The sequence below is a fragment of the Streptomyces sp. NBC_00876 genome (genome assembly GCF_045207435.1).
GTDB lineage: Bacteria > Actinomycetota > Actinomycetes > Streptomycetales > Streptomycetaceae > Streptomyces.
Map to the genome: position 1 here is coordinate 4,821,246 of NZ_CP108800.1, position 15,206 is coordinate 4,836,451.

General features: G+C 70.0%; 15 protein-coding genes and 1 pseudogene. 7 read left to right on the forward strand and 9 right to left on the reverse strand.

Annotated features, from left to right (window positions below; translation table 11 throughout):
• Positions 1-170 precede the first annotated feature (170 nt).
• Positions 171-1,112: a hypothetical protein gene (locus OG782_RS21095; RefSeq protein ID WP_406453218.1), complete on the forward strand. Its 942-nt coding sequence runs from the start codon at positions 171-173 to the stop codon at positions 1,110-1,112.
• Between the two features lie 84 nt (positions 1,113-1,196).
• Here the strand turns inward: OG782_RS21095 and OG782_RS21100 are convergent, their stop codons facing one another.
• Positions 1,197-1,706, reverse strand: coding sequence for a MarR family winged helix-turn-helix transcriptional regulator (locus OG782_RS21100; protein WP_406459180.1), 510 nt, complete (start codon positions 1,704-1,706; stop codon positions 1,197-1,199).
• 141 nt (positions 1,707-1,847) lie between these two features.
• Between OG782_RS21100 and OG782_RS21105 the strand changes: the two genes are divergently transcribed.
• Positions 1,848-2,339, forward strand: coding sequence for a MarR family transcriptional regulator (locus tag OG782_RS21105; protein ID WP_406453220.1), 492 nt, complete (start codon positions 1,848-1,850; stop codon positions 2,337-2,339).
• Positions 2,340-2,348: 9 nt separating this feature from the next.
• Here OG782_RS21105 and OG782_RS21110 read toward each other — a convergent pair whose 3' ends face one another.
• On the reverse strand, positions 2,349-4,829 hold the full coding sequence (locus tag OG782_RS21110) for a cation-translocating P-type ATPase (protein WP_406453222.1): 2,481 nt from the start codon (positions 4,827-4,829) through the stop codon (positions 2,349-2,351).
• A gap of 252 nt (positions 4,830-5,081) precedes the next feature.
• A pseudogene (locus OG782_RS21115) lies at positions 5,082-5,354 on the reverse strand (DUF2530 domain-containing protein); the annotation flags it as partial.
• A 185-nt stretch (positions 5,355-5,539) separates the two neighbouring features.
• On the opposite strand from OG782_RS21115, the gene OG782_RS21120 reads away from it, so the two are divergent.
• The gene (locus OG782_RS21120) at positions 5,540-6,994 is read left to right on the forward strand and encodes an NCS2 family permease (protein WP_406453224.1); all 1,455 of its coding nucleotides are present in this window, start codon (positions 5,540-5,542) and stop codon (positions 6,992-6,994) included.
• Between the two features lie 46 nt (positions 6,995-7,040).
• Here the strand turns inward: OG782_RS21120 and OG782_RS21125 are convergent, their stop codons facing one another.
• On the reverse strand, positions 7,041-7,247 hold the full coding sequence (locus tag OG782_RS21125; RefSeq protein ID WP_148019339.1) for a ribbon-helix-helix protein, CopG family: 207 nt from the start codon (positions 7,245-7,247) through the stop codon (positions 7,041-7,043).
• 145 nt (positions 7,248-7,392) lie between these two features.
• Between OG782_RS21125 and OG782_RS21130 the strand changes: the two genes are divergently transcribed.
• Both OG782_RS21130 and OG782_RS21135 read left to right on the forward strand, forming a co-directional pair.
• Entirely contained in the window at positions 7,393-7,833 is a 441-nt protein-coding gene (locus OG782_RS21130) for a MarR family winged helix-turn-helix transcriptional regulator (RefSeq protein WP_406453226.1), read from the forward strand.
• A gap of 96 nt (positions 7,834-7,929) precedes the next feature.
• Positions 7,930-9,264 (forward strand): MFS transporter, encoded by a 1,335-nt coding sequence (locus OG782_RS21135; protein ID WP_406453228.1) that lies wholly within the window; start codon positions 7,930-7,932, stop codon positions 9,262-9,264.
• Here the strand turns inward: OG782_RS21135 and OG782_RS21140 are convergent.
• Complete coding sequence (locus tag OG782_RS21140) at positions 9,191-9,646, reverse strand: Uma2 family endonuclease (protein ID WP_406453230.1); 456 nt, start codon at positions 9,644-9,646, stop codon at positions 9,191-9,193. The genes OG782_RS21135 and OG782_RS21140 overlap by 74 nt on opposite strands.
• 24 nt (positions 9,647-9,670) lie before the next feature.
• Here OG782_RS21140 and thpR point away from each other — a divergent pair, with 24 nt between their 5' ends.
• Both thpR and OG782_RS21150 read left to right on the forward strand, forming a co-directional pair.
• The gene (thpR, locus tag OG782_RS21145) at positions 9,671-10,231 is read left to right on the forward strand and encodes an RNA 2',3'-cyclic phosphodiesterase (RefSeq protein WP_406453232.1); all 561 of its coding nucleotides are present in this window, start codon (positions 9,671-9,673) and stop codon (positions 10,229-10,231) included.
• A 295-nt stretch (positions 10,232-10,526) separates the two neighbouring features.
• Positions 10,527-11,525, forward strand: a complete 999-nt coding sequence (locus OG782_RS21150) for an aldo/keto reductase (RefSeq protein WP_406453234.1) — start codon at positions 10,527-10,529, stop codon at positions 11,523-11,525.
• Positions 11,526-11,562: 37 nt separating this feature from the next.
• Here the strand turns inward: OG782_RS21150 and OG782_RS21155 are convergent, their stop codons facing one another.
• The 4 genes from OG782_RS21155 to OG782_RS21170 form a co-directional block, all read right to left on the reverse strand.
• A complete protein-coding gene (locus tag OG782_RS21155) occupies positions 11,563-13,275 on the reverse strand; it encodes a serine/threonine-protein kinase (RefSeq protein WP_406453236.1) in 1,713 nt (570 codons plus the stop codon).
• A 133-nt stretch (positions 13,276-13,408) separates the two neighbouring features.
• Positions 13,409-14,386 carry a peptidoglycan-binding protein gene (locus OG782_RS21160; RefSeq protein ID WP_406453238.1) on the reverse strand — a complete coding sequence of 326 codons (978 nt, stop codon included), beginning with the start codon at positions 14,384-14,386 and terminating at the stop codon, positions 13,409-13,411.
• Positions 14,387-14,798: 412 nt separating this feature from the next.
• Entirely contained in the window at positions 14,799-14,957 is a 159-nt protein-coding gene (locus OG782_RS21165; protein ID WP_406453240.1) for a hypothetical protein, read from the reverse strand.
• Positions 14,954-15,127 (reverse strand): hypothetical protein, encoded by a 174-nt coding sequence (locus OG782_RS21170; protein ID WP_406453242.1) that lies wholly within the window; start codon positions 15,125-15,127, stop codon positions 14,954-14,956. Before OG782_RS21170 ends, OG782_RS21165 begins: the two co-directional genes overlap by 4 nt.
• Between the last annotated feature and the right edge of the window lie 79 nt (positions 15,128-15,206).

The following is a 15,206-nucleotide window of genomic DNA, read 5'->3' on the forward strand; positions in this document are numbered from 1 at the left end:
CCCCGAGCGCGGGGTGCGTGGCGCTTTCACGAAAAAGTCTCAACATCCGCACAACCCTTCACGGTTGAGGATCGTCTTGCTTGTGAAGCCATCAGGCTTCACAGACGATCCCGGGTCTGCGTGCGGACAGTCGCCGCCGCGGGCCCCCTTCTCCACCTTGGGGAACGAACATGCGCATTCGTGCCACCGTTGCCGCTGTGAGCGGCGCCCTGGCCCTTTCCGCCCTCGTCCTTCCGTCGGCCGCCCAGGCCGACGGCGCGCACGGTTCGACCAGCACCGCCGCCGATGCGGCCCGTGCGGCCCAGTCCACCGCCGCCCAGTCCGGTGCGAAGTCCGGCGCCCGCCCGGCCGCGTCCGCGGCCGCGTCCGCCGAAGGAGAGCTCGACCTCAGCTTCTCCAAGTTCACGGTCAACGGCGGCAAGCCGATCGTGGTGGGCACCACGCTGACGAAGCGGGTCCCGACCACCTTCACCGTGACGCATGCCGCCGATGTGGACATCTTCGCCCCGACCTTCATCCTCGACGTCTCGCTCTACCGCGGTTCGTTCGACAATCCGGCGAACGAGCTCTACGGCGAGGACGCCCCCGTGTGCAAGGCCGTGTCCGCCACGGTCGCGACCTGCAAGGGGCAGATCTCCGTCTGGCCCGAGTTCGACCTGTACGGCAACGCCGACGCCACGAAGTGGAAGGCGATGGGCTTCGCCGTCGACTACAACGGCGAGGACCCGCTCGACCCCGACGTCACCAAGATCGGCTTCGCCCTCCAGGACGGTCTGGGGACCTCCCTCCTCCAGCGCGCGTCGAAGCAGTCCGTCAACGCCTCGCCGGAGCCGGTGAAGAAGGGCGGGACCCTCACCGTCACCGGATGGCTGTCCCGGGCCAACTTCGACGACCTGAAGTACCACGGCTACACCGCCCAGCCGGTGAAGCTGCAGTTCCGTAAGAAGGGAAGCAGCACCTACACCACGGTGAAGACCGTCACGACGAACAACAAGGGCGACCTGAAGACCACCGTCAAGGCCTCGGTCGACGGCTACTGGCGCTACAGCTTCGCCGGTACGTCCACCACCCCGGCCGCCACCGCCACGGGCGACTACGTCGACGTGAAGTAGTCGGGGGGCGGCCTTCCGGGCCGCCCGTTACCCACTGCTCATTGCCCGGCCGATGTGCCGGGCGCGCGGGTCCTGGAACGGGGCTCAGGCGGACGATTCCCGCGGCGCGTGCGCCGCAGCCCGGGTGTGATGTTCCAGGATCCGCGCCAGCAGCCCGGTCAGCTGCTCGCGTTCGGCCGGGGAGAGCGGGGCGAGCAGCTCGTCCTGCACGCCGGCCAGCAGCGCGTCGAGGCGCTGTGCGTGGCGGCGGCCGGACTCGGTGATCGTGATGACGTTGCGGCGACGGTCGTCGGGGTCCGGTGCGCGTTGCACGAAGCCCCGTTCGGCCAGCTCGTTGATGACGGCCACCAGATCGCTGCGGTAGATACCGGTGCGCCGGCTCAGCGTGGCCTGGCTGGCCGGGCCGGATTCCAGAAGTGCGACGAGTGCGGCGTAGTGCCATTTGCGCGCGTCCGCGCCGGCCAGCCCCTCGCCGACCAGACGGTCCGCCTGGGCGGCGGTCAGCCCCAGCAGCCGGCTCGGCAGCCCGCGCAGCCGGGCGGTGGCCGCCCGGTCGTCCGGGCCGCTCCCGTCGTCCTGGCCGTCGTTCGTCATGTCACCCGTGTTCTCGTCCGCGCCGCTCATGAACCGATCATAGCCATTGCGTTAGTGGCACTAACGATGTAATTTCGTTAGTGCCAGAAACGTTCGAACGGGAAACGTTCGACTGGTTAATGGATTGCGAAGGTGTCTGCCATGTCTGCGACCACGAACCAGACCGCGAACCAGGCGACGAACCGGGCCTCGAACCCCACCCCCACCCTGAACCCGCAGCTGATCGGCGAGGCCGAGAACGCCCACAAGCCGCTGATGGCCCACGTCCTGCGCGGCACCGGCACCACCTTCGTGCAGTGGGTGGCCCTGAAGACGGTCGCCGCCGGCGGCGGGGCGGTCCACCGCGACCAGGTCGTCGGCCGGCTTACCGGCTCGCTGAAGACCGACGGGGCGACCGCGCGCGCCACCGTCACCGGGCTGACCGACGCCCGGCTGCTGCGGACCGCTCCGGACGACGAAGCGAAGGTCGCCTTCACCGAGTCCGGCGCCGCGCTGTACCACCGGCTGAGCACGTCCGTCGCCGAGATCACGGCGGATGTGTACAGCGGCATCCCGGCCGAGGACATGGCCACCGCCGCCCGCGTCCTGGCCCGCATCACCGCCCGCGCCAACGCCGTGGTCACCGCGGCCTGACGAGCGCCGCTACGCCGGGAAGCGGCGGCTCACCAGGCGCCAGGCGTACTCCAGGGCCACCGAGGCCACGGCGGCGATACCCACCGCCGTCCACGGCATCGACGTGCCCACCAGCTTCAGGGCGAAGAAGTTCTGGAGCCACGGCACCACGAGCACGATCAGGAACGCCAGGCCCATCGTGACCACCAGGCAGATCCGCCACCAGGTGTAGGGGCGGGCGATGATCGCCAGGACCCACATCGAGACCAGGAACAGCGTGAGCGTCGCCGCACTCGTCTCCGCGTCCAGCGCCCCCGTACCGGCGTAGTGGTGCCGCGCGATCAGGTACGTCGAGAAGGTGGCGATCGCCGCGATGGTGCCCGACGGGATCGCGTACCGCATGACGCGGCGCACGAAGTGCGGGTGCGCGCGCTCCTTGTTGGGGGCCAGCGCCAGGAAGAACGCCGGGACGCCGATCGTCAGCGTCGACAGCAGCGTCAGATGGCGGGGCAGGAACGGGTACTCCACCTGGAAGCAGACCACCAGGACGGCCAGCAGCACCGAATAGACGGTCTTCGTCAGGAACAGGGTCGCGACCCGGGTGATGTTGCCGATCACCCGGCGGCCCTCGGCGACGACGGAGGGCAGGGTCGCGAAGCTGTTGTTGAGCAGCACGATCTGGGCGACCGCCCGGGTCGCCTCCGAGCCGGAGCCCATCGAGACGCCGATGTCGGCGTCCTTGAGGGCGAGGACGTCGTTGACCCCGTCGCCCGTCATCGCGACGGTGTGGCCGCGGGACTGGAGGGCCGCGACCATCTCCCGCTTCTGCTGCGGGGACACCCGGCCGAAGACCGCGTTCTCCTCCATGGCGGTGGCCATCGCGTCCGGGTCGGTGGGCAGCCGGCGCGCGTCCAGGGTGTGCTCGGCGCCCGGCAGCCCGAGCTTCGCGGCGACGGCGCCGACCGATACGGCGTTGTCACCGGAGATCACCTTCGTGGCGACCCGCTGGTCGGCGAAGTAGGCGAGGGTCTCCCCGGCGTCCGGCCGCAGCCGCTGCTCCAGGACGATCAGCGCACTCGGTACGGCCCCGGCGGCGACGCCCGGACCGTCGAGCTCGCCCTCGGCACGGGCCAGCAGCAGGACCCGCAGCCCCTGCTCGTTGAGATGTTCGATCTCGGTGAGCGAGGGGTCCTCCTCCGGAAGCAGCACATCGGGGGCGCCGAGCAGCCAGACGGACTCGGCGCCCCCGCCCTCGTCGAACGCGGCGCCGCTGTACTTGCGTGCCGAGGAGAACGGGAGCGTCCGGGTGACGGTCCACGCCTGCCCCTCGGGGACCGGGTAGGCGTCGATGATCGCCTGGAGGCTGGCGTTGGGCCGCGGGTCCGAGGTGCCGAGGGCGGCCAGCACGCGGCGCAGGTACGGCTCGTCCGTACCGTTCAGCGCGCGGACCTCGGTGATGTCCATGCCGCCCTCGGTGAGCGTGCCGGTCTTGTCCAGGCAGACGACGTCGACCCTGGCCAGGCCCTCGATGGCGGGGAGCTCCTGGACCAGGCACTGCTTGCGCCCCAGCCGTACGACACCGATCGCGAAGGCGACCGAGGTGAGCAGGACCAGGCCCTCCGGGATCATCGGGACGATGCCGCCGACGGTCCGGGCGATGGAGTCCTTGATGTCGTTGTTCTTGACCACGAGCTGGCTGATGATCAGGCCGATCGCGGTCGGGACCATCATCCAGGTGACGTACTTGAGGATGGTGGAGATGCCGGTGCGCAGCTCGGAGCGGACGAGCGTGAAGCGGGACGCCTCCTCGGCGAGCTGCGCGGCGTAGGCCTCGCGGCCGACCTTGGTGGCGGTGAACGCCCCGCCGCCCGCGACGACGAAGCTGCCGGACATGACCGGGTCGCCGGCCCGTTTCAGTACCGGGTCGGCCTCACCGGTCAGCAGGGACTCGTCGATCTCCAGGCTGTCGGCCTCGGCGACCGTGCCGTCGACCACGACCTTGTCGCCCGGTCCGAGCTCGACGAGATCGCCCAGCACGATCTCGGAGGTGGAGATCGCGGCGGCCATTCCGTCCCGCCGCACCATGGGTTTCGCCTCGCCGATGACCGCGAGGCCGTCCAGGGTCTTCTTGGCCCGCCACTCCTGCACGATGCCGATGCCGGTGTTGGCGATGATCACGAAGCCGAACAGGCTGTCCTGGATCGGCGCGACGCTCAGCATGATCACCCAGAGCACGCCGATGATCAGGTTGAACCGGGTGAGGACGTTGGCGCGGACGATCTCGGTCAGGGACCGGGACGAGCGCACCGGTACGTCGTTGACCTCACCGCGGGCGATCCGCTCGGCGACCTCGGCCGAGGTCAGCCCGCCGGCCGCGGGGGCCGGCAGCTCGACCGGGTGGACCGGGTCGAGCTCGGAACCGGCGTCGATCGCCACCGGCGGCGCGGTGCCCCGGGGTCCGGAGGAACCGGGTTGCTGCTCCCCGGAGGGGTCGGGTGCCCGCTGAGTCATGGTTCCGACGGTACGGGCGGAAGGTCCGTTTCACCCACCGTGGGTCGGAAGATCAGACCGGGGGAGGACACGAATGGTCCCGTGGGTGTACGGGACCGGCGAGGCGCCCAGCTCTCAGGCGGTGGCGCCGGGGGTGTCCCCGGAACCCGGATCCGAACCCGAATCGGAACCCGAATCGGAACCAGAATCGGAACCCGAATCGGAACCAGAATCGGAACCAGAATCCGGATCCGAACCCGGTCCCGAACCGGAATCCGAACCCGTCTGCGGTGCGGCGGCCGCAGCCGCGGCCCGCTTGAGTGCGGCGTCGCGTCCCCGTACGTACCAGATGCCGATCAGGCCGAGACCCGCACCGGCCAGACAGGTCCACACCCACCACAGGTGCCCGTGGTCGTCGAACCAGCCGTAGAAGGGGAGCTGGACCAGGAAGAGGACGAACCAGAGGATCGTGCCGCCGGTGATGGTCGCGACGACCGGCCCCTCCAGGGGCTCGGGTGCCTCATGCTTCGGTGTCCACTTCGCCATGGGCTCAGTGTATGCGGCGGGTGCATAAAGGCCGTCGAGCCAGTCGGCCCATGGGTCTACGCGCGGAGATAGCGATCTTCGCCTTATGTATTCATACTGAATCTGCTTACGGCTGTCTCGAATTATTCGTGTGAAAGTCCAAAGCTGACCACATTTAACCCCTCTACGTACGACTGAGGTCATACATGTCCCCCTCGGCCACCGCTTCGGTCGACTCCACGCCGCCCTCGTCTCCCCAGCCCTCGGGCGGCCTGGACCGTTTCTTCAAGATCTCCGAGCGGGGGTCGTCGGTCGGGCGCGAGATCCGCGGCGGATTCGCGACCTTCTTCGCGATGGCGTACATCATCGTGCTGAACCCGATCATCCTGGGCAGCGCGAAGGACATGTACGGCCACCAGCTCGACAGTGGCCAGCTGGTCACCGCGACGGTGCTGACCGCGGCGTTCTCCACCCTGCTCATGGGTGTCATCGGCAATGTGCCGATCGCGCTGGCCGCGGGCCTCGGCGTCAACACCGTCGTCGCCCTCCAGCTCGCCCCCCGGATGAGCTGGCCCGACGCGATGGGCATGGTCGTCCTCGCGGGCATCGTGGTCATGCTGCTGGTCGCGACCGGGCTGCGGGAACGCGTGATGAACGCCGTACCGACCTCGCTCCGCAAGGGCATCGCGATCGGTATCGGTCTCTTCATCCTGCTGATCGGCCTGGTCGACTCGGGCTTCGTCTCCCGTATCCCGGACGCCGCCCACACCACCGTCCCGCTCCAGCTCGGCAGCGACGGTCACCTCAACGGCTGGCCGGTCCTGGTCTTCGTCCTCGGCGCGCTGCTCACCCTCGCGCTGATCGTCCGCAAGGTGCCGGGCGCGATCCTGATCTCGATCGTGGCCATGACGGTCGTCGCGCTGATCATCGACGCGGTCGCCGACCTGCCGGGCGAGGCCTGGGGGCTGACCGTTCCCCAGTGGCCGGGCAACCCGGTCGCCTCGCCCGACTTCGGGCTGCTCGGCAACTTCAGCCTGTTCGGCGGCTTCGACAAGGTCGGCGTCCTCACCGGCGTCCTGTTCGTCTTCACCGTGCTGCTGTCCTGCTTCTTCGACGCGATGGGCACCATCCTCGGCGTCGGCGACGAGGCCAAGCTGATGGACAAGGACGGCAACTTCCCCGGCATCAACAAGGTGCTCTTCGTCGACGGCATCGCGGTCGCCGCGGGCGGTGCGACCTCCTCCTCCGCCTCGACCTGCTTCGTGGAGTCCACGGCCGGTGTCGGCGAGGGTGCCCGCACCGGCCTGGCGAGCGTGGTGACGGGTCTGCTGTTCACGGTGGCGCTGTTCCTCACGCCGCTGGCGACCATGGTCCCCTCGCAGGCCGCCACTCCGGCGCTGCTGGCGGTCGGCTTCCTGATCATCGCGGGCTCGGTGCGGGACATCGACTGGAGCGACTACACGCTCGCGATCCCGGCCTTCCTGGCCATGGTCATGATGCCGTTCACGTACTCGATCACCAACGGCATCGGCATCGGCTTCATCACGTTCTGCGTGCTGCGGCTGGCCGCCGGGCGCGGGCGCGAGGTGCCGGTGGCCATGTATGTGGTGTCGGCGGTCTTCGTCTTCTACTACGCGATGCCGGCACTCGGCCTCACGTGATCCCGAGAGGGGTGCGGGAGCGGGCTCGCGGCCCGGAAGGTCTCCGTCAGGTGACCTCCTCGGCCGTGACCCCCTCCGCCCCGTAGAACTTCTCCGTTTCGTCGACGGCCGCCTGGAAGCGCTCGTCGAAATCGTCGCGAATGAGCGTCCGGACCACATAGTCCTGGACGCTCATTCCGCGTTTGGCGGCGTGCTGCTTGAGCCGGTCGAGCAGCTCACCGTCTATCCGCAGGCTGAGCACTGTCGATCCCATGGCATGCAGGGTTACGTCCTCGGGGCCCGACGCGCGTGACTTTCCGGAATCGACTCACTCGTTTGGGTGATCGATTGGTGATTCGGCTCTCGCGCGTGTACCACCGAGTGGTCTTTAGGGTAGGTAATGAGTTACGCTAACAAACATGCCTGACCTGATCCACGACAGCGACAGTGCCGCCGCCGTGAGCTCCCTTCGTTCCGCCGTCATGCTGCTAGGCCGGCGCCTCAAGCACCAGCGCGTCGACGAGTCGCTGAGCCCGACAGAGATGTCGGTGCTCGCCACACTCGCCCGTTGCGGTTCGGCCACCCCCGGTGAGCTGGCCCGCAAGGAGCATGTGCAGCCGCCTTCGATGACCCGCATCGTCGCGCTGCTGGAAGCCAAGGGCCTGGTCAGGCTGGAACCGCACCCCGATGACCGTCGTCAGAAGATGGTCAGCCAGACCGAGCAGGCCGAAGCCATGCTCGCCGAGAGCCGCGACAAGCGGAACGCCTGGCTGACCACCCTCGCCGAAGGCCTGGACGAGGACGAGTGGGAGACGCTGCGCAACGCGGCGCCCGTGCTGGAGAAGCTCGCCCACCTGTAGCGGAGCCGGCCGCGCCGGACACAGACCGGCGCACCGCCCCCACCGCCGCATCCCCGTCAGTCAGCGCAATGTCCACGCCCGAGGAGGCGAACCCTTTTGAGTACGGGATCCGGAGCAGACTCCGCCCCCGCACCGACTTCCACCCACGAGAGCAAGCCCGGCGGGACCTTCTCGTCGCTGAAGATCCGCAACTACCGCCTGTTCGCAACCGGCGCCGTGATCTCCAACACCGGTACCTGGATGTCCCGCATCACGCAGGACTGGCTCGTTCTGAGCCTCACCGGGTCCGCCGCCGCCGTCGGTATCACCACGGCACTCCAGTTCCTCCCCATGCTGCTCTTCGGCCTGTACGGCGGCGTCATCGCCGACCGTCTCCCGAAGCGCAAGCTCCTCCTCTTCAGCCAGGCGGCACTGGGCCTGTGCGGAATCGCGCTCGCCGTCCTCACGCTCTCCGGCGTGGTCCAGGTGTGGCACGTCTACCTGATCGCCTTCCTGCTCGGCATGGTCACGGTCGTGGACAACCCGGCCCGCCAGTCGTTCGTCTCCGAGATGGTCGGCCCCGCCCAGCTGCGGAACGCGGTCAGCCTGAACTCGGCGAACTTCCAGTCCGCCCGGCTCATCGGTCCCGCCGTCGCGGGTGTGCTGATCACCACGGTCGGCAGCGGCTGGGCCTTCATGTTCAACGGCCTGTCGTTCTTCGCACCCCTCGTCGGCCTGCTGATGATGCGTACGAGCGAGCTGCACAAGGCCGTCGTCGTACCGCGTGCCAAGGGGCAGCTCCGTGAGGGGCTGCGCTACGTCAAGGGCCGCCCCGAGCTGATCTGGCCGATCGTCCTCGTCGGCTTCGTCGGCACGTTCGGCTTCAACTTCCCGATCTGGCTCACGGCCTTCGCGGACGAGATCTTCCACGGCGGCGCCGGGATGTACTCGTTCTTCAACATCCTCATGGCGGCCGGCTCCCTGGCCGGCGCCCTGCTCGCCGCCCGCCGCCGCTCCTCGCGGCTGCGGATGCTGGTGGCCGCCGGTACGGCGTTCGGTCTGCTGGAGATCATCGCCTCGCTGTCGCCGTCCGTCTGGCTGTTCTCGATCCTGCTGGTCCCGATCGGCATGATCGGCCTGACGACCAACATCAGCGCGAACACCAGCGTCCAGATGGCGGCCGACCCGGCCATGCGCGGCCGGGTGATGAGCCTGTACATGATGGTCTTCGCCGGCGGTACGCCGGTGGGCGCCCCGATCGTCGGCTGGATCAGCGACGCGTACGGCGTCCGGACCGGCATGGCGGTCGGCGGTGCGTTCTCGCTGGTGGCAGCACTCGGAGTCGGCTTCATGCTGGCCCGCGTCGGCGGCCTGCGTCTCAAGGTCGACCTGCGCCCCGGCCGCCCGCACGTGCGGTTCGTCCCGCGCGAGCAACTGGCGACGGCGGCCTGAGAGCCGCCCGCCGGCAGGAACGGGATACGGCCCCGACCGGGTATCCGGTACGGGGCCGTCTCGCGCTCCGGGGGGACCAGCCGCGCGGGAAGCCGCCGGTCTCCAGTGTCAGCCCGACGACGGTCGCTGTGAGGTCGGTCGGTGTGCCGAAGTCGAAGCTCGGCAGGCCTCGGTACTCGTCGTCCTTCGGGAGCGTGTGGAGGTGCCACTTGCCGGTGTACGGGTCGACGATGGCGTACACCGGGACGCCTGCGGTGGCGTACGTGGCCGGCTTTGAGCCGTAGTCGTTGGCAGCGGTCTCCTTGGAGATCACCTCGGCCACCGACTTGGTCTCCTTGGAGATCACCTCGGCCACCGACTCGATGTCCGGAGACCAGGACACGCCGGGGCCTGCCAGACTCGCCGCATGAGACTGTTCGCCGCCGTCCTGCCGCCGGGCCCCGCCGTCGAGGAGCTCCGCCGAGCGGTCGCCCCTCTCCGTTCCCTGCCCGGCGCCGACGCACTGCGGTGGACCGCGACCGCCGGCTGGCACTACACGCTGGCCTTCCTCGGCGAGGTGGACGAGGAACTGCTGCCCGAGCTGTCCGAGCGGATGGGCCGGGCGGCGCACCGCACCGAGCGGTTCGGGCTGCGGATCCATGGCGGCGGCAGGTTCGACGGCCGGGCGCTGTGGTCGGGGGCGGCGGGCGGCCTCGACGCCATGCGGCTGCTGGCCGAGCGGGCGGACGCCGCCGCCCGGCGCACCGGCATCCCGATGGAGGAGCACCGCCGCTACGCCCCGCACCTCACCCTCGCCCGCAGCCGCGTCAAGGTGGACCTGACACCGTTCACCGAGGCCCTGGACGGCTTCGAGGGGGTGGCCTGGGAGGTGGGGGAGCTCAGTCTCGTACGCAGCGATCTGCCCGTGGACGGGGTGCCGGGGGAGCAGCCGCGGTACGAGGTGGTGCGGGCCTGGGGTTTGGGCTGAGCCGGGCCGCCGCGTCATGAAGCCCGGGCCCTAGCGGCTGGGTCACTCGGCGGGGCGGTTACGCTCGACGGGTGGACCCGAAGACCAGAAACCGCATCATGGCCGCCGTTCTCGTGCTGATGTTCGCCGTCGTCGCCGTGGCGGCCGCGGTCGGCTGATGACGGCCGGCGGAGACGCCGGCCGGATTCGAGGGCCGGCCAAGGACTGGGCCGAGGGCTGATCGAGGACTGACCTTCGCGGCTTCCATGGACAGGTGCTTGCTTCGAGCGGACTCGAAGGCGTTGGCTTGGTCCCCATGAAGTACACACATCTGGGACGCACGGGACTCGAAGTCAGCCGCCTCGTACTGGGCACGATGAACTTCGGTCCGCAGACCAATGAGGCCGACAGCCACACCATCATGGATGCCGCGCTCGACGCGGGGGTCAATTTCTTCGATACGGCCAATGTCTATGGCTGGGGCGAGAACAAGGGCCGCACCGAGGAGATCCTCGGCACCTGGTTCGCGAAGGGCGGCGAGCGCCGGGACAAGGTGGTCCTGGCCACCAAGGTGTACGGGAACATGGCCGCCGACGGCGACGCGTGGCCCAACCACCACAAGCTCTCCGCGCTGAACATCCGGCGTGCCGTCGACGCCAGCCTCAAGCGGCTGCAGACGGACCACATCGATCTGTACCAGTTCCACCACATCGACCGGGACACCCCCGTCGACGAGATCTGGCAGGCCGTCGACGTCCTGATCCAGCAGGGCAAGATCCTCTACGCGGGCTCGTCCAACTTCGCCGGCTGGAAGATCGCTCAGACCAACGAGACGGCGCGGCGCCGGGGTTCGTACGGTCTCGTCAGTGAGCAGTGCCTCTACAACCTCGCGGAGCGCCGCGCGGAGATGGAGGTCATCCCGGCCGCGCAGGAGTACGGCCTGGGCGTCATCCCGTGGTCGCCGCTGCACGGCGGGCTCCTCGGCGGCGCGATCCGCAAGGAGGGCACGGGTGGGGGTTCCGCCCGTTCGACCACCGGCAGGTCCGCCGAAACCCTCGCCGACCCCGTGGCGCGGGCGCGGATCCAGGCGTACGAGGACCTGCTCGGCAAGCACGGTCTGGAGCCGGGCGAGGTGGGTCTGGCCTGGCTGCTGACCCGTCCCGGTGTCACGGGTCCGATCAGCGGGCCGCGCACGCTGGAGCAGCTGGAGTCGGCGGTGCGCGCGGTCGACCTGGAGCTCTCGGACGAGGTGCTGGGCGGCCTCGACGAGATCTTCCCGGGCCCGGGCCCGTCGCCGGAGGCCTTCGCCTGGTAGACCCGGCCGGCCGGGCGGTTCCGGGTGCCGTGCGCACTCAGGCCGTCCGGCCGCTCCGGCCCGTGGAGGGTGCCAGGATCTGGCCCAGCGCCGCGGCGGTGAGGAGCCAGACGCCGCAGGCGACCGGTATCGCGCCGATGGATTCGAGCGGGGAGCGGTAGGCGAGCACCCCCCAGGCGATGAGGCTGTTGATCCAGCCGCTCATGGAGAGGATCAGTGCCGCGCGCGGCGAGAGGCGCAGCCGGGCGATGAGCTGGTCCGCGATCAGCACCCCCAGCGTCAGCGCGGCGACGCAGGCCGCGAACGCGATAACGATGAAGCGCGCGGAGAACTCGTCCGTGGCCGTGCTGTTGAGGGCCGCGGCGCCCGAGCCGAGAGGGATGGCGATCAGGAGCGCGGAGAGGAAGCGGTTGAAGAGCGGCTTCTCCTGCGGGTCGAAGACATTGGTGAACCCCTGGGCGGCGCCCATGCCCACCAGGCCGGCGAGGACGCCGCCGGTGAGCGCCCCTGCTCCCTCGGCCGGTGTGCAGAGCAGTATCAGCAGCCCTGTCACCAGGGTCGTACCCGCCCCGGCCAGCCAGGTGGCGGCCACGGTGCGGGTGGAGGGGGCCCCGCCGCGCGCCGCGCGCCCGGAGATGCTCAGCCGCTGGGGCGCGGGCTGCGGGCCGGCCGGGAGCGGGTACGGGTAGGCCGGCATCGACGGCGGGAACTGGGCGGTGGGCGCGACCGGCGGGTAGGCGTGCTGCGGGGCGGGCGCGGTGGGCGGTGCCGTCGGCCGGGGGGCCTGCGGGGCGGGGGCGGCCGGGGCCGCGGGGGTCCCGGAGTGCGGAACCGATCCCAGGACGGTGGGGGCGTTCGCGGACGTCACGGGACCGGCCCCGGCCGGGCCGGTGGCTCCGCCGGCGGCCGCGGCGCGTAACAGTGCGGCGACCTCTGCCGCGTCCTTCGGGCGGTCGTCAGGTTCCTTGGCCAGCAACCGCAGGATCAGCGCGTCGAGTCCGGCGAAGCCCGCGAGGTCCGGGCGGCGTGCGCTCGGGGGCTCGGGTATGTCGCCGAGGTGCTGGGCCAGCACGGCCGTACCGGTTCCGTTGAACGGGGGGCCGCCCGTGAGCAGCGTCTGGAGGAGACAGCCGAGGGAGTACAGGTCGCTCCGGCTGTCCAGTGCGTCGGGCGTCCGGATCTGCTCCGGCGACATGTACAGCGGGGTGCCGATGACGAAGCCGACGGCGGTCAGGTCGGTCCGGGTCAGCGAGGCGGCCGTCGACAGCATCCTGGCGATCCCGAAGTCCAGGATCTTGATCGTGCCGGCATCGGTGAGCAGGATGTTGGCCGGCTTGATGTCGCGGTGCACGATGCCGGCGCGGTGCGCCGTCTCCAGTCCCGCGCAGATGTCGACCGCCCAGCCCATCACCTCGGCGGGCGAGGGGAGTCGAGGGCTTCGGCTCTCCAGTACGGCGCCCAGGTCGCGCCCCGTGAGGTGCTCCATGACGAGGTAGAGCATGCGTTCCCCCGCCACCTCCGCCTCGCCGAAGTCGTGCAGGGTCACGATGTGCGGACTGGACAGCCCGCCGACGACCCGGGCCTCGCGCGCGAACCGGGCTGCCGAGGTGTCCTCGTCGATGCGGGGGAGGACCTTGACCGCGACCTTGCGGCCGATGCGTTCGTCCTCGGCCAGCCAGACCCGGCCCATGCCGCCGGAACCCACCCGTTCCGCCAGCCGGTACCGTCCGTCGAGAATTTCACCACGCATCGGTCGCCCCCCTGCTCAACTCGCTTTGTCTGCCCAGTACATGATGACTCGGCAGACTACGCGCGGCCCAGTGCATCCCGGTGCCGGATGTTTCCTGCGGGGGGCGACCGCGGCACAATTCGTTGACGTACCGTCAGCCGATCAGCGCCTGCCAGGTCACCGGGCCCGCCTCGCCGTCGGAGACCAGCCGGTTGACTGCCTGGTAGGTGCGCACGGCGGAGGTGGTGACCGCGCCGAACGTGCCGTCGACGGTCAGGCCGGCGCTGCGCTTGTTCAGCGCGTTCTGCAGGGCCCGTACGTGGTTGCCGCTGCTGCCCTGCTTCAGGGTGTAGACGAGATGCGGCCAGGTCGCCGGTCCCACCTGGCCGTCGGCCACCAGGCCCTTGGCCTTCTGGAAGCTCTTGACGGCGTCGGAGGAGACCGAGCCGTACTGCCCGTCGGTGACCAGGGTGTAGCCGCGCTGCGTCATCAGGTACTGGATGACGACGACCGTCTTCCCGCTCGCGCCGGGGTCGATCCTGGGCCAGCCGCCGCCGAGGTCCACGCCCCGGGCAGCCATGAAGGTGACCGGGTTGGCCGTGACGCCGAGCCCGCCCGAATGTGTCTCGAAGTGCAGGTGGGGCCCCGTCACATTGCCGGTGGCCCCCATGTCGGCGATGCGCTGGCCGGCGGCGACCGTGGCGTTGAGCGCGACCCGGTAGGCGCTGAGGTGGCCGTAATAGGTGTACTGGCCGCTGCCGTGCGAGACGACCAGGGCGTTGCCGGTCCGGCCGGTGAGGCCGCCGCCCCACGCCCGGCGGACGACCGTGCCGGCCGCTGCCGCGTAGACCCCGGTACCCGTCGAGTTCGAGACGTCCTGGCCGGCGTGCGCGGCACCGCCCCGGGAGGCGCCGTAGTAGCCGCCGGCGGGGAAGTGGCCGAGGGCGGGATTGGCCCACTTGCCGTTCTTCGCCGTGGCCGCGGCGGCCGTCGTGGCTCCGGTCCACAGGCCCGCCGCGGCAAGGCCGAGTCCGAGCCCCGTCCCGGCGATCAGCCCGCGACGGGACAGCCCGCCGCGCCGCCCCGCCTCTTCCGTCATCGCCTCGACCGCCGTTGCGCAGGAATCGCACATGTTCGCTCCATCGGGTCTGCTGAACCGGGCACGGGTTGTCGACGTGGGCACCTCGTGAAGCGGGTGCGAGATTGAGGTGAGCACGTCAATCCATCGTGTCTACTCGCATAGACCCTAAGGAAGGGATGCCGATCCGGCCATAGGTCCAGGGGCCCGGAATCGCGGTCGGCGCGGGCGCGGGTCCCTAAAGTGGAGGTCGCCCCACGCACCGCGAAGCTGCCCACCGAAGAGGCGGAAGAGGCCCGTGGCGCTACTGGGGGATCGAATCATGACAAAGGAACCGCGGTCCGTGGGCCGTCACTTCATACTCTGCGCGGCCGTGCTTTCCATTGCCCTGGCCGCAGGTTGTTCAAGCCGATCCGATGGGCCGGGCGCCCCGAAGAGCAGCCCGGACCGGCAACGCCCGAGCCCCTCAACTGCGTCCGGCCAGGCCGACGAGGAGCTGGGCAGGCACGTCGAGGAGGTCCTCGATACCGCCGAGATCGGCGACGCCGAGCCGTTGTTCGTGGAGGCCGGCCTCGAACGGGTCGGCGACGGCTTCCATACGATGCCGGAGCTGAGGCGAGGTCATGCGTACAAGCTGTCGGTCGCCTGCGCGGGGAAAGGGAGGATCAGCCTCTCCGTGGCGGTGAAGAGTCCGGTGCGCCAGAGCTTGGACTGCGACGGTGTGGCGTTCTGGCAGCGCTTCACGGCGTCGGCGTCCAGCATCAGGATCGACGGTGACGGAATGCCAGGAGCCACGGGAATGGTGGGGTGGCGCCTGGACGAGGCCGACAAGTAGACCGCGGTTCTCCGACGCCGGGCGAGGTGGCCAAGAAGC